Annotated in this window: 15 protein-coding genes; 12 read left to right on the top strand and 3 right to left on the bottom strand. The window is 58.3% G+C overall.

From position 1 onward, the window contains the following. Nucleotides 1-195: 195 nt before the first annotated feature. From B3F77_RS03305 to B3F77_RS03290, 4 genes are all read left to right on the top strand, one after another. Nucleotides 196-639, top strand: a complete 444-nt coding sequence (locus tag B3F77_RS03305) for a CBS domain-containing protein (protein WP_293603577.1) — start codon at nucleotides 196-198, stop codon at nucleotides 637-639. Between the two features lie 67 nt (nucleotides 640-706). After that, complete coding sequence (locus B3F77_RS03300) at nucleotides 707-1,360, top strand: BON domain-containing protein (protein ID WP_293603576.1); 654 nt, start codon at nucleotides 707-709, stop codon at nucleotides 1,358-1,360. After that, entirely contained in the window at nucleotides 1,357-1,524 is a 168-nt protein-coding gene (locus B3F77_RS03295) for a hypothetical protein (RefSeq protein WP_293603575.1), read from the top strand. The genes B3F77_RS03300 and B3F77_RS03295 overlap by 4 nt, the downstream gene beginning before the upstream one ends. 89 nt (nucleotides 1,525-1,613) lie before the next feature. Continuing rightward, nucleotides 1,614-2,537 carry a hypothetical protein gene (locus B3F77_RS03290; RefSeq protein ID WP_414702946.1) on the top strand — a complete coding sequence of 308 codons (924 nt, stop codon included), beginning with the start codon at nucleotides 1,614-1,616 and terminating at the stop codon, nucleotides 2,535-2,537. 634 nt (nucleotides 2,538-3,171) lie between these two features. Here the strand turns inward: B3F77_RS03290 and B3F77_RS03285 are convergent. Continuing rightward, the gene (locus B3F77_RS03285) at nucleotides 3,172-3,588 is read right to left on the bottom strand and encodes a response regulator (RefSeq protein ID WP_293603573.1); all 417 of its coding nucleotides are present in this window, start codon (nucleotides 3,586-3,588) and stop codon (nucleotides 3,172-3,174) included. Nucleotides 3,589-3,907: 319 nt separating this feature from the next. Here B3F77_RS03285 and B3F77_RS03280 point away from each other — a divergent pair, with 319 nt between their 5' ends. Next, nucleotides 3,908-4,177, top strand: a complete 270-nt coding sequence (locus tag B3F77_RS03280) for a hypothetical protein (RefSeq protein ID WP_293603572.1) — start codon at nucleotides 3,908-3,910, stop codon at nucleotides 4,175-4,177. A gap of 85 nt (nucleotides 4,178-4,262) precedes the next feature. Beyond that, nucleotides 4,263-6,437, top strand: a complete 2,175-nt coding sequence (locus tag B3F77_RS03275; protein ID WP_293603571.1) for a catalase — start codon at nucleotides 4,263-4,265, stop codon at nucleotides 6,435-6,437. 129 nt (nucleotides 6,438-6,566) lie between these two features. On the opposite strand, the gene B3F77_RS03270 is transcribed toward B3F77_RS03275, so the two are convergent. After that, nucleotides 6,567-6,728, bottom strand: a complete 162-nt coding sequence (locus B3F77_RS03270; protein ID WP_293603570.1) for a hypothetical protein — start codon at nucleotides 6,726-6,728, stop codon at nucleotides 6,567-6,569. A gap of 160 nt (nucleotides 6,729-6,888) precedes the next feature. Then, nucleotides 6,889-7,839, bottom strand: a complete 951-nt coding sequence (locus tag B3F77_RS03265; protein ID WP_293603569.1) for an FHA domain-containing protein — start codon at nucleotides 7,837-7,839, stop codon at nucleotides 6,889-6,891. A 407-nt stretch (nucleotides 7,840-8,246) separates the two neighbouring features. Here B3F77_RS03265 and B3F77_RS03260 point away from each other — a divergent pair, with 407 nt between their 5' ends. From B3F77_RS03260 to B3F77_RS03235, 6 genes are all read left to right on the top strand, one after another. Continuing rightward, nucleotides 8,247-8,429 carry a hypothetical protein gene (locus B3F77_RS03260; protein ID WP_293603568.1) on the top strand — a complete coding sequence of 61 codons (183 nt, stop codon included), beginning with the start codon at nucleotides 8,247-8,249 and terminating at the stop codon, nucleotides 8,427-8,429. Further along, nucleotides 8,419-11,121: a cation-translocating P-type ATPase gene (locus B3F77_RS03255; RefSeq protein WP_293603567.1), complete on the top strand. Its 2,703-nt coding sequence runs from the start codon at nucleotides 8,419-8,421 to the stop codon at nucleotides 11,119-11,121. Before B3F77_RS03260 ends, B3F77_RS03255 begins: the two co-directional genes overlap by 11 nt. 63 nt (nucleotides 11,122-11,184) lie before the next feature. After that, nucleotides 11,185-12,084, top strand: a complete 900-nt coding sequence (locus B3F77_RS03250; protein WP_293603566.1) for a D-hexose-6-phosphate mutarotase — start codon at nucleotides 11,185-11,187, stop codon at nucleotides 12,082-12,084. A gap of 130 nt (nucleotides 12,085-12,214) precedes the next feature. Next, nucleotides 12,215-12,862: a hypothetical protein gene (locus B3F77_RS03245; RefSeq protein ID WP_293603565.1), complete on the top strand. Its 648-nt coding sequence runs from the start codon at nucleotides 12,215-12,217 to the stop codon at nucleotides 12,860-12,862. Between the two features lie 94 nt (nucleotides 12,863-12,956). Then, nucleotides 12,957-13,355, top strand: coding sequence for a hypothetical protein (locus B3F77_RS03240; RefSeq protein WP_293603564.1), 399 nt, complete (start codon nucleotides 12,957-12,959; stop codon nucleotides 13,353-13,355). A 250-nt stretch (nucleotides 13,356-13,605) separates the two neighbouring features. After that, nucleotides 13,606-14,010, top strand: coding sequence for a hypothetical protein (locus B3F77_RS03235; RefSeq protein WP_293603563.1), 405 nt, complete (start codon nucleotides 13,606-13,608; stop codon nucleotides 14,008-14,010). Nucleotides 14,011-14,022: the final 12 nt, after the last annotated feature.

The raw sequence follows: 14,022 nt of genomic DNA, 5'->3' as shown, positions 1-14,022 counted from the left end.
TTTCGATGCCTGCGACGTGCTCAACAGTCGCACGCTGGAAGCACTGCGGCCCTTGCTGGACAACACCATGAGCCGCAGCACCGGCCTTCGCGAGCATGCTGCAGTCGGCAACCAAGCGCTTGCAGCCGCGAGCACCACTTAAAGGATCGCGACCTCGCAGTTGAAGTGCTTGCGTGCGGCCCCGACGGCGCGAGCGTGAGCGTCGGCTCTCTGGTCAGCGGTCGGCTGGTTGCCATACCGTTCGATGCGACGCTGTCCGACGCGATTGCTGCAATGGAAGGCGAAGGCGTTCGCCGCCTGCTTGTCACTGGTATGCAGCAGGAGCTGATTGGCGTGGTCTCGATCGCTGACTTGATTGAAGCCTTGGCCAGCGACATGGCGCGCCTCGCGCTGTCCCTGCGCAAGGCGTGCGATCGCAAGGTGAAGGCGGGATTGCCTGCCCCTCATCCTGTCCAACGAGTCGCTGGTATCTCCCTGGCAGCAGGATGTATGACACGCACGACGCCGAAGAGGAAAGTGCTGCCGCGATGCTGCGCAATTCCCGGGTCACACGGGCTCGTCAGTCAGGCTGACTGGCATGAACGTCACCCTGCACGCCAGTTGATCCAGCGCAACACTGACCCACTTCGCACTTCCTAAAGTGATGTCACAGGCATCGCCTTTTCTGTGTGATGACTGCCTTCAATTCATCAACGAAAGAACTTTCATGAAAACAGATGTTCAACTGAAGAGCGACGTAATGGCTGAGCTGAACTGGGATCCGGCGGTCAAGGCCACTGATATTGGTGTGATCGTCAAGGATGGCGTAGTCACCCTGACAGGCCATCCTGCAAGCTATGCAGAAAAATATGCCGTCGAACGTGCTGCGCAGCGGGTCAAGGGCGTGAAGGCGCTGGCAATCGAAATGACGGTCCGGCTCGCGCGGGCCCATGAGCGCGGCGACGCCGACATCGCTCTGGCGGCTGAGCACGCCCTGGAATGGAATGTACTCGTACCCGACGACAAGATTCGGCCCATAGTGGAGAAGGGCTGGGTCACCTTGCACGGCGAAGTCGCATGGGACTATCAACGGCGAGCTGCCGAAAAGGCCGTGCGAAACCTGCTCGGCGTCGTCGGCGTCTCGAACCTGATAAAGGTCGAACCGCAGGTCACACCGGCCGATGTTGGAAAGAGTATCCATGCTGCACTGGAGCGGCAGGCGGACCGGGAAGCCAGACGGGTCGAGATTGCCGTCGATGGATCTCAAGTGACCTTGCATGGGAAAGTCCATTCGTGGGCCGAGCGCGCGGCAGTCCAGGGAGCCGCTTGGTCTGCTCCCGGCGTTGCCACGGTCGTCAACAACCTTGTCGTCGAGCTTTGAAGAGGCGTGTCGCACTGGTCACCGCTGGCACTGTCGGCATCGAAGCAGCCATGGCTGAAGCGCTGCTCGCGGTCGGCTATCGCATGGTTGCCAACTACGGCAGCAACCAGCAGGCTACAGAAGCCAACGATATCCGCCACCCACTCAACAAATTATGGCGATGAACGCTCAGCCCTTCCCTGTCAAGGCGACTGTTTGTAGGACGACGGAGTGTATTGCCAAAACGGCTCCGGCTGCTGGCAAACTTGGGGGGATGCAAAAGATCTGGAGCTTCGTTTTAAAACACTGCTTGCCTGCGGCCGTGGCTTTGGTATTTGTTATAGCCGGTAGCGCGGTCGCACAACCATCTTCAGGGCCGGGCAACGAGTCGAACGCGGCCGCGCTGCTTGAAAAGCATGCTGCGCTGGCCGTGCAGTTGACGCAAAACCAATACCGGCGGCCGCTATTTCTGGAGTCCTCGGAAAGCGCCAATACGGTCAGCGGCAATGCCTACGCGGTGCTGGACTCACCCTTCAGCACCGTCAGCGCCACATTCAAAAGCCCCAGCCGCTGGTGTGAGGTGCTGATTTTGCACCTCAACACCAAATATTGCCGTGCCAGCGGCGCGGACACCAGCCCCAGCAAGATGGCCGTGAGCATAGGCACCAAAAACCCGCAACCGCTTAAAGCTGCCTTTTCGCTTGAATTTGCCTACCGCGTGGCTGCGGCTTCGCCGAACTACCTGGCCGTTCAGCTGAATGCCGACAAAGGCCCTATGAGCACCAGCAATTACCGCCTGGAACTTCAGGCCGTGCCTCTGCCTGAAGGCAAGACCTTTATGTACTTGCGCTACTCGTATGGCTATGGAATGGCCGGTCGTCTGGCAATGCAGGCTTATCTGGCCACGTTGGGACGAGGCAAAGTTGGGTTTACGCAAATCAATCCAGAAAAAAAATCAGACTATGTAGGCGGCATGCGGGGCACCATCGAGCGCAACACCATGCGCTACTACCTGGCGATAGAGGCTTATCTGGCATCGCTCAGCCGTCCCCCCGCACAACAATTGGACGCGCGACTGCAGTATTGGTTTGACGCCACTGAAGAGTATCCCCAACAGCTACATGAGCTGGATCGACCCAGTTACCTCACCATGAAAAAAAGCGAGTACCGGCGTCAGCAAACATCGTCATCGGACTGATCACAGCGCCGGCAACACCCATAAAACTTTGGGCCTTGCTTCCCGGGTCCGCCAAATCTATACCGCTTGGGGCGGGGGACGGGTTCCAGGTTCACGAATGGGAAATAGGGGTTCGGGCGGTGGTGGCTCATCAACCCCGGGGGGTGTTCCAGGTTCAGGCGGCACGATCAGTGGGGGAACTTTATTCGGAACATCAGTGCCTGGAAGAGGCGGAACTGGTTCTGGAACTGGGACGTTGACAGACATTGAATCTCCCTAAAGGACTCGACAGAAACGTAATTTAGCGCATTTGAGCCGATGTGTGGGACCCTGTAAGCTTGCGCAGCTTGGCGCGCAGAACCAGCATAAGCAAGGCTCCCGCTGCGGCGGCAAGCAAGGCTGATTGACAGGGTTGGGCTGCTACATGACGCTTGACTTGAGCAAGAAGCCCTCCGGCAGTTGGAAGGCCCGCCTGCAGTGGGGGACGCTCTCCAGCGCCCGCTGAGCCCGCCTGCGCGAGAACCGCCTCTTCGGCTGACTGGAGCACGTCATCCTGAAGCTGCCGGGGGAACTCGGAAGGGACCGCAGAGGCAGAAAAAGGTTGCATTTGGGAACTCGCTTTCTCTATCTATCGAACTGACCGGGAATGGGCGCTTCAACCCCTTTGAAGCCCGGAACTCTGATTGACGGCTGAATCCAGCATCTGGCTTTGGGCCACGCAGTATGCCAGCAAGTCGTCAATCTCGGTTGACTTGTCAAAAACCGCGTCTACACCTAACTGGGCACACCGATAACGCAATTCGCGGGTCGCGTAATTGCTGAAGATCACCATCTTTTGCAGCGCGCCGCGCGTTCGGCAGGCTTGAAGAACACCCAGGCCGCTACCGCTTTTGAGAAACAGATCAACAATGGCCAGATCCCATTGGCCGTCATTGTGTGTGAGCCATGCGGCGCCCTCCTCTTCCGTATCGGACGTTCCCACGGTTTCGACGGGAGCAAGCTCTTCCAGCGTGCTGATGAGATTGTCGCGAATGGTCGGGTTGTCCTCAACCAGATATGTTCTCATTTTCATCGGCTTGCCACCCTCCGCCGACGATTGCTGTACATGTCATACATGATGCAAATTTAAATCACGGCAGTCAGCGCAATTGCCGGAAGTATCAGCGTGCGTATGTAGGAAGAAACCCTGTGGGGCCATGAACAGCTACTCCTGATGGGCTTAGGGCTTGGGTCGCCACGACGCTCCCCGGTCAGTGGTGTCTTACGCCAAGAGCAGACAGGCCTTACACGCGACACCGGCATCCGGCTACCGGATTTTCGGTTGCGGATGTGTATGGTGAAGTGATGAGACGCTGGCAGTGGTCGGAGTTGGCCTGACGAGGAAAATCATCATGAAATCTATGGGCGGATTATTAACGGGCATGACCGCAGGGCTGCTGACAGCCTGGAAAGTTGATGCCAATCACAGACATACTGATTTACTCACTATCTTTTTGACGCTACTGGGCTGGGCGGCAGGCCTGTTTTTGCTCTCACTGCTTTTGCCTGACAACCTTGCACAGGTCGCCCAGGAGTTCATCGGCTGGTGTCTGGCCGGTACGGTTGCAGCGCTGGCCCTGCTGGCAACCGTGAAGATCCTGGAGGGCCTGCTCGATTCATAAGTCATTTAGCGGCGCTGCTTCGCTGTTCGCTCGCGGGTATGGCCCCACGGCGATGACGTTTTTTTTATTCAAACAAGGAATTTACATGCCGCCACCCAAGCGCAAAGCCGCAAGCCCTTCCGGAAATATGGACGGTGCCAAGGACAAACAAAGCCAGCTTGCGGCCTCCACAGTCGGTACGGCCCGTGTATTGACAACCAACCAGGGCCTGGAGATTCCGGACAACCACAACTCCCTGAAGGCAGGCGTTCGCGGACCCACCCTGATGGAAGACTTCATCCTCCGCGAAAAAATCACCCACTTCGACCATGAGCGCATTCCTGAGCGCGCCGTTCATGCCCGGGGCTCCGGAGCGCACGGCTATTTCAAGGTGTACAAGCCCATGGTGCAGTACACCAGCGCTGCTTTTTTACAAGACCCGGAAATTGAAACACCTGTATTTGTGCGCTTTTCAACCGTGGCCGGTTCCAAGGGTTCAGCGGACACGGTGCGTGATGCGCGTGGCTTCGCCGTCAAGTTCTACACGAGTGAAGGCAATTACGACCTGGTGGGCAACAACATGCCTGTTTTCTTCATCCAGGACGCCATTAAATTTCCGGACCTGATCCATGCGGTCAAGCCGGAGCCGCATCACGAGATGCCACAAGCTGCCAGCGCCCACGACACCTTCTGGGATTTCGCATCGTTGATGCCTGAGTCCACACACATGCTCATGTGGATCATGTCCGACCGTGCAGTGCCGCGCAGCCTGCGAATGATGGAAGGGTTTGGGGTTCACGCGTTTCGCTTCGTCAACGCGCGGGGCGATAGCTGTTTCGTGAAGTTCCACTGGAAGCCGAAACTGGGCGTACACGGGCTGGCTTGGGATGAGGCGCAAAAAATTGCCGGCAAAGACCCGGATTTTCACCGCCGTGACCTGTGGGAAGCGATTGAAAGCGGAAATTTCCCTGAATGGGAACTGGGCGTGCAGATTGTGGACGCTGGCAAAGAGGACGAGCTGGGCTTTGACATTCTTGACCCGACCAAGCTGATTCCCGAGGAACAAGTGCCGGTGCAGATTATTGGCAAGCTGGTGCTGAACCGCAACCCGGACAATTTCTTTGCCGAAACCGAACAGGTAGCGTTTCACCCGGGCCATCTGGTGCCAGGCATTGATTTCTCAAACGACCCGCTGCTGCAGGGCCGCCTTTTCTCGTACACCGACACCCAGCTGTCGCGGCTTGGCAGCGCCAACTTCCATGAAATTCCGATCAACAGCAGTGTCTGCCCCATGCATAATTTCCAGCGGGATGGCCTGCACCGCCAGACCATCAACAAGGAACGTGTGGCCTATGAGCCCAATACGCTGGGCAACGGAACAGAGTTCAGGGTCGATGGCGCAGCGCAAGGCTTTCAGTCTTATCCCGAACAGATTGAGTCGCCAAAAATCAGGCGCCGCAGCCCCTCGTTTGACGATCATTTCTCCCAGGCTACGCTGTTCTGGAACAGCCAGAGCACTGCCGAAAAAGACCATATCGTCGCGGCTTTCAGGTTTGAACTGTCCAAAGTCGACGTGCCCGACATCCGCCAGCGCATGGTTGACAACCTCGCGCATGTGGACCTGAAACTGGCCACGCGGGTCGCGGCACCGCTGGGCATCAAAGCCCCGGACCCGAAAGCGGCTGCCGGTCGTCTCGGTTTCCGCGATTACCGGATCACCAGCAAGGTGGACGAAGATCCCGCCTTGCGCATGGTTGGCCGGCCCGGTGGCAGCGTGAAAACGCGCAAGGTTGCCATCCTGGTGGCCGATGGTGTTGAAACCACCCACCTCCGACGCATTCAGCAGGATCTGGTCGATGCAGGAGCCCTGTGCAAACTCATTGCACCGCACCTGGGCACCGTGAGTAGCGCCAGTGGCCGGCGCCTCGCGGTGGACCATACCTTTGCCAACATGCCATCGGTCATGTTCGATGCCGTGCTGATTCCCGGTGGTGGCAACAGCACTGCTGCGCTCTGCGCAATGGGCGAGGCCGTCCATTTTGTGCTGGAGGCCTACAAACACTGCAAAACCATTTGCGCGGTGAATGACGGCGTCCAGTTGTTAAGCACGCTGGGCTTCAGCCATGGCAAAAACCCGGATATGGTGACCGTGCCCACGGCGGGCGTCATCATTGCCGATGCACGCAAAGTTCTGGATGGGCATATTTCGCAAGACTTCATGGCCGCCATCGCCCTGCACCGGCATTGGGAGCGGCTCAACGTTGATGCCATTCCAGCTTAAATTTCGGCTTGAAAGACGGGCGCTGATGGCGTAGCGATCCGGTCAGGGTCGCAGCGTCAACTGATGCGCAAACTCTGTCGGCCTCATCTGCAAAGCCCGGTATTGCACCGCCGCCCAGGGGTCGTAACGTTAGGGTACGGTCCAGTCCTGCCCCATAAAAATGAGGTAGCCGGGCGAAGGGGCCATGCCTAGAATATCGTTGTCGGGTTTCCGCAGCGGTATTTTGCCGACGGCCTTGAAAGCCACATGGCCCTCCACATCGCCGGTCACGACGGCAAGGGCCGTTGCCACTTTTTCCGGTTTTTTTGTATCAAATAGGCCTCTAGCCCAAGAAGCACGGGCGTGAACAGCTATTTTTTTTGTAGTATCCGGCAAACCCGTTCGGTACAGGCCCAAGTCGGCATAGAACAAGCGGCCCTTGAGCCAGACAACTCGCGAGATCAGTGCCCGATCAGCCCCTAAAGTCCAATGATGCCTGCCGCTCCGGCTGACCAGCAGGGAATTTGAAACTGACGGTAGGCCCCGTAAGGTCTTCAAAGGGCGAACCCAGCGCAATTTCACCTTCAAGCAGCAACACGCACTCCTGCCGGCGCAGCGAGACGGCGGCCGCGCTGTCGGAAAAACGTACCCAGGTGCCGTAACTGCTGACATCTTCAAGGTAAAACTTACCGGCACGCCAGTCGATTCTGGCGTGCCTGCGGGAAACCCGAGGGTCCTGCACGACAAATTGCGTGGCATGGTCGCGGCCCAGAAAGAGGGGTAGCTGGGTCGAGGTAAACACAGCATGGACGTCCAGCCAGGACAGCTCAATCGCTGCGGGCGGTGCAGCCAGTTTTGCAGAAGAAGACGGCATCAAACTGGCCTGCAGCGTGAAAGAATCCGACTGCACGTCGGTTTGCCATTCAATCCGGTGCACCACGCAGGCTTCGCTGCGACCCCGGATATCCAGAGCGCCCAGGCAGCGAGACCGCACCAGACTATCCGCTGCGAGTTGCCGGATGACAACGTCGGTGGCAAGAATCTGGTCGGGGCCGGACAGGCCACTCAGACGGGACGCCACGTTGACCGCATCACCAAAGCAGTCACCATCCTGTTCGACGATCTCACCGCGCGCCATGCCCACCTGGAGCCGCATTATTAACTGGTCGGGCCAGTTGCGGATGCGCTCCTGGTGCACCCGCTGCAGTTCGGTCACGGCCTCGATGGCGTTGTTGTTTTCAGGAAATACGATGAGCACACCGTCGCCAAGGTATTTCACAACATGTCCACCACAGGCCTCGCAGACCTGGCCTATCCACTGGGTCAGGCGCGTGATGGCCTGGGTTGCCTTGGCGTTGCCCAGTGATTCAAAAACCCCTGTGCTTCCCGTGAGATCGGTAAAAACGACTGTAACTTCTGCCATGGGGTTGTAGCGGCTGCCTGTAGTTGTTTTCCGTCATTAAATCATAAGTACCAGTGGTAATGTTTCAATAGGTTGTTCACCTGGAAGGTTCCGGGAAACTGTAGCCAGGCTACCCTTGCGCGCGTTGTACCAGAGCGGCATCTGCAGGCTGTGGCTGTATAAGACCCCGGGCGGCGTGGCCTTGACCGGCGTACAGGGAATGATCCGCGCCTAGCCTTGACGCTGATCAACGGCAACGAGAAACGGACCTTGCGTTTCTACTGCAAGCCCTGTGAAATACATGAGGTGGAGAAAATTCGGCGTCAGGTGCTGAACTAGGTGAAGGCCGTACCCATAAAGTTCCACATGATCGAGCTGTCAGTTGCTGCCTGACGCAGCGACTACCGACCATTGACAAGGAATGCCGAATGAAGATTCTCCTGCCAGTGGACGGCACCGAACTGTCGCTGCAAGAGGTGCGCGTTGCCCTGCGGCCAGCGCTGGCGCTACTACAGCAAGCCGCCATCCACTGCGAAACCGTGGTGGTGTCGGACTCAGTGGCGCAGACGCTGCTGCACGAAGCGCACCTGCTGTATCTGCATGGCGACTGAAAAAATACTCCCCTCAACCCTGCCGCCCGGCGACTGGCACCTGCGCGATGCGCATGAGCTCGCGCGCGAACACGGGGTAGACCCCACGAGCGGCCTGCAAGAGCACCAGGTCACCCAGCGCACCCTGCAGCATGGCGCCAATGAACTGCCCACGAGCGGCAACCGCAGCCTGTGGTCGCTGGTGGTTGATCAGTTCAGCGACTTCATGATCCTGGTGCTGATCGCTGCGGCGGTTATCTCGGGTGTGATCGGCGAACTGGTAGACACGCTGGTGATTCTGCTCATCGTGCTGCTCAACGCTGCCATCGGACTGGTGCAAGCCTGGCGCGCTGACCAGGCGCTGGCAGCGCTGCAGCGACTGGCAGAAGCCCAGGCCACGGTGCTGCGCAGCGGCCAGGTTCAGCATGTGCCGGCTCACGCCCTGGTGCCTGGCGACATCGTGTTGCTGGAGGCCGGCAACCAGGTCCCCGCCGACCTGCGGCTGATCGAGATCGCGCAGCTCAAGGTGGACGAATCCGCGCTGACCGGCGAATCGGTCACGGTGGCCAAGCACGCCGGCGTGCTCGCTGGCGCGGTGCATGCACTGGGGGACCGGCTGAACATGGCCTTCAAGGGCACGACAGCCACGCACGGACGCGGCCGCGGGCTGGTGGTGGCAACCGGCATGGCCACCGAACTGGGCAAGGTGGCCGGGTTGCTGCAACAAGACACGGACCGCAGCACGCCGCTGCAGCGGCGCCTCGCCGCCTTTGGCAAGCGCGTGGCTCTGGCCGTGCTGGCGATCTGCGCGGTGATCTTTGCCGTGGGCGTGCTGCGCGGCGAGTCGCCCCTGCTGATGGTCTTGACCGCCGTGAGCCTGGCCGTGGCGGCCATCCCCGAGGCGCTGCCTGCAGTGGTAACGGTGCTGCTGGCCCTGGGCGCGCGCCGTATGGTGGCGGTTCACGCGCTGATCCGGCGCCTGCCGTCGGTCGAGACGCTGGGCTCGGTCACGTATATCTGCTCAGACAAGACCGGCACTCTCACGCAAAACCGCATGCAAGCCGAGTGCCTGCTCGCGGGAAGCAAGAGTATAGACCCCGCCTGGGTTCCCGGCTCCGCCTTGCCCGACGGCCTGCACGCAGAACTGCTGCGCGCGATGGCCTTGTGCAACGATGCCAGCCCCGCGCCTGATGGCGGCTGGCTGGGCGATCCCACCGAGACGGCGCTGGCCGATGTCGCGGCGGGCGCGGGCTTGGCCAAGGCCGCACTCGACGCCGAGTGGCCCCGCGTGCAGGAGTGCCCGTTCGATGCCGAGCGCAAGCGCATGACCACCTTCCATCGCATGCCGCAAGGATTTATCGCCTATACCAAGGGTGCACCCGAATCGGTCATTCCACTGTGCACGACCGATTGGCGCGACACCAGTGCAGGCGACCCGGTCAGCCTCAACCAGGCCGCCTGGCTGGCGCGCGCGGACGCTCTGGCCGCTCAGGGTCTGCGGGTGCTGGCCGTGGCGCGGCGCAGCTATGAGCGGCTGCCGGAGGCTGGCGGCGAAATCGAGGCGGTTGAAAGCGGTCTGAGCCTCCTCGGGCTGGTCGGGCTGATCGATCCGCCGCGCCCCGAAGCCGCTGCGGCGGTGCGCGAATGCATGACCGCCGGCATCACCCCCGTCATGATCACGGGCGATCACCCGGCCACAGCGCGTGCGATTGCGTTGCGCCTCGGCATCGTGGACAGCGCCGAGGCCCCGGTGCTGACGGGAGCCGACCTAACCGTCATGGATGAGGAAACGCTGCAGGCCCGCGTGCAGCGTGTTCGCATTTACGCCCGCGTGGACCCGGCGCAGAAAATCCGCATCGTAGAAGCCCTGCAGGCGCAGGGCGAGTTTGTGGCCATGACGGGCGATGGCGTGAACGACGCGCCAGCGCTCAAGCGCGCCGACATCGGCGTGGCCATGGGCAAGGGCGGCACCGACGTGGCCCGCGAAGCCGCCAGCCTGGTGCTGCTGGACGACAACTTCGCCACCATCGTGAGCGCCGTGCGCGAGGGCCGGCACATCTACGACAACATCCGCAAGTTCGTGCGCTACGCCATGACCGGCAACTCGGGCGAAATCTGGACCCTCTTTCTGGCACCGCTGCTGGGCCTGCCCATACCGCTGCTGCCCATCCACATCCTGTGGGTCAATCTGGTTACCGACGGCCTGCCCGGACTGGCCCTGGCCGCCGAACCCGCCGAGCGCGGCATCATGCAGCGCCCGCCAAGACCCCCCGTGGAGAGCCTTTTTGCCCACGGCATGTGGCAGCACATTCTGGGCATCGGCCTGCTGCTGGGTGGCCTGTGCCTGGGCGTGCAGGCCTGGGCACTTTCCACGGGGCATGCGCACTGGCAAACCATGGTGTTCACCGTGCTCACGCTCGGGCAAATGGCTCATGTACTGGCCATCCGGTCCGAGCGCGACCCCTTGTGGGGCATCGGCGTCACCTCCAACCTGCCCCTGCTGGGTGCGGTGCTGCTGACGTTTGTGCTGCAGATGGCCACCATCTATGTCCCGGCGCTGAACCCTATTTTCAAGACCGCACCGCTGAGCCTGCCCGAACTCGCCGTGTGCCTGGCGGCCTCCTTCGTGGTGTATGCGGCGGTGGAAATCGAGAAGGCCTGGCGGCGCAGCCGCCAAGATGAACAAACGCAAGAAACGCTGGATGCGCCCTGAGTTTTCAGCGGCTGACGCCCTGATCCTCGCTCCAGCGACGGGCACGACGGGATAATCAGCGCCATGCACCTGCCACCCCAAATCACCCGGCTCCAGCACGCTGGTCACAACGCCCTGCAACTCAAGACCCGCCACGGCACCGCCATCCTGGCCCTGCACGGAGCCCATCTTTTATCCTGGGTGCCCACGGGTCAGCGCGATGTGTTCTGGCTCTCGCCCCAGGCCCTGGCCGAGCCCGCCGCCATTCGCGGCGGCGTGCCGGTGTGCTGGCCGTGGTTCGCCAAGCAGGGCATGCCAGCCAGCGCAGCGCAGCATGGCCCGGTGCGCAATCTGCCATGGCAAGTCAGCGCCATTCACAGCAGCAGCGACGATGAAGTCAGCCTCAGCCTGGAGCCCTGCGCGCAGGCCGCTCATGACAACAGCCTCGCCGCCCCTGCCCCGGGTTTGCAGGTGAGTCTGCGCATCACGCTGGGCCAGACCCTGAGCCAGACCCTGCACACGCGCAATCTTGGCCATCAACCATTCATGCTGACGCAGGCCCTGCACAGTTATTTTGCGGTCGGAAACGCCGCGCTTGTGGGGATTGAAGGCATCACCGGCCTGACCTACCAGGACCGTCTGCGCGATCTGGCCACTGACATTCAGCGCACCCCGTTTGCGCTCGACCAGGCCTGCGACCGCACCTACCTCCACGCTTCACAAGATTCATCGGGCGAGTCCACGCACCGCTACATCCTGGTGGACCCGATCTGGCAACGCCGCATCGTGATCGACACCCAAGGCAGCCAATCCGTGGTGGTGTGGAACCCCGGCAGCGAAGGCGCCCGCAAGATGGCCGACGTGCCCGATGACGGCTGGCAAGACTTTTTCTGCATCGAAGCCGCCAACGCAGGGCCGGATGTGATTACCCTGACACCCGGCGCGGAGCACCGGCTTGGGCAGACTTTGAGCATAATTTGTTAGGTTTACCCATACGAGACGGGCGCAAGCTGCTATCAATAGTAGAGCAACTCAGAATTGCGACACTGATTAAACTGTAGCCGTAAGATTAAACTGCAGGTTTTGCGGTTTACATTACATTATGCCGCTCACCATGAAGCACTTTCATAAAATTACCGAGAAACTGAAGGAAGCAGACTTTTTTCTCGACAAAATGATCTTGTGCGAGAGATGCGTTGATGAGATGAATTACTACTTCAGCGCCTTCGCGAGTGCCGCAAGGAGCGTCACATTCGTAATGCAATACGTGGGAAGTTCCATTGAGGGCTTTAGCGATTGGTATTCAGCTGTCAGGGCGAAACAGGGGGCAGACAAAATTTCTAAGTACCTATTGGAAGCTCGGAACGAAAGTCAAAAGACGGGTGCTCAGCCAATATCCTATGGCGAGGTAGTGAAGCTTCCGTCCGGTGAGGAAAAGCTGATTCATTTCTTTTCCTATGTCGGCTCGAATCCTCCTGCAGATATCCCCGATATTGACGTGCTCTCTACATGCCAGCACCAAATGAAAAACCTCGTTAATATCACGGCTGAATTTTTCAGCCAATTTGAAAGCGCGATATGGAATCCGGCCAAGGAACGTTCTGAAGTTCTTGAGCACTTGAATCAGGTAAAGCCATTGGTTCTTGGTGGCACTACGCCACAACCGATGTGGGAACAGGTTACAGCATTCATTTCCAGCGACCGCTTCCAACCGCCCCGCCCTATCGAGACCATTCGGCATTTGGTTGCGAAACATGCATAATATTTTCTTTCAGCGGACCATCAAAAACCTGCGCTTTTTGATGGTCCGCTGAATTCGCACGTTAGGACCCTTCCTTCTCGAAGCCTACGTATCAATGAATGGAAAAATCATTACTGCTTCAGACGACCTTATCACAATGGCCGCTCAGCACGAAAAAAAGGTTCGGCGAGAGTTTTATTACTGTGTTGCTTTCTGTGTTATTGCCATTACCCCGTGGTTGCTTTCATTTGTGCCCGCACTGACGCCAAAATCGCAACAGATAAACCTCTGGTTTCAGAGAAGTGGTTCTGGAATGACGGTGTTCGCATTGTTCGCCCAAAGCAAGGCAAATTACATGCGAGACCTTATTTCGCCAGGCACATTTTCAACAACGGAATTTAATACCATATTCACAAAATACAAAAACAAACAGAAGGCGGTCAGCGTGATATCCCTACTTCTGGTTATTGTAGGCACAGTTATATGGGGTTATGGCGATCTTTGGCTACAATAAGAAAACTCCGCATGAAAAATAGATTACATATTTAATATTATAACTGGCGGATCAAGGGATATTTATGCTTCGAATAATTTCCAATTACCCTAAACACATTTCGTTATACATAAGTCTCTGACCAACGTTTTGCAGACTTCGATGGCACCGCTAAGTTGTTGATTTAATGAAAAAAAGTTGTGTATAACGAAATTCCCTAAACGTTAGGCGCCAGAATAACACCTTCCCCACCCACAAAAATGGATACATCATGAACCAACAGTGGAGTGAAAAGCTGTTTAACGATTTTATTCAACTTCGCGATGCTCTGCGGGCAGCAAAGAGGGATAAAAACTATCAAAACGTGCTGTCCTTAGGAATGCAAATACTTGAATTAGATAACGCTGCAGGGTTCTTGGAGATTTCGACCCCAATTTTTCTAACAGCCATGGCCGAGGCTTGTATCAAATTAGGCAGCAACACCGCCGCGGAGAAATACTTCATGGCTGCAAAAAATAAATTCACAGAATTAAAAATAAAATCCAACGATTGGCAAAAGTATATTGATGTAATTGATAGAAAACTTGAAAAGTTGCAAGCAACATCCAAAGGCCCAACTCATCATTCCACCGGACTTGCGCGAAAAGCCGCACAGTCCGGTGAATTCAAACGTTAGGTTCCTCAAATG

This window comes from Polaromonas sp. UBA4122 (assembly GCA_002381615.1).
Taxonomy (GTDB): Bacteria; Pseudomonadota; Gammaproteobacteria; order Burkholderiales; family Burkholderiaceae_C; genus Polaromonas.
This window is presented reverse-complemented; position numbering and strand designations above follow the sequence as displayed.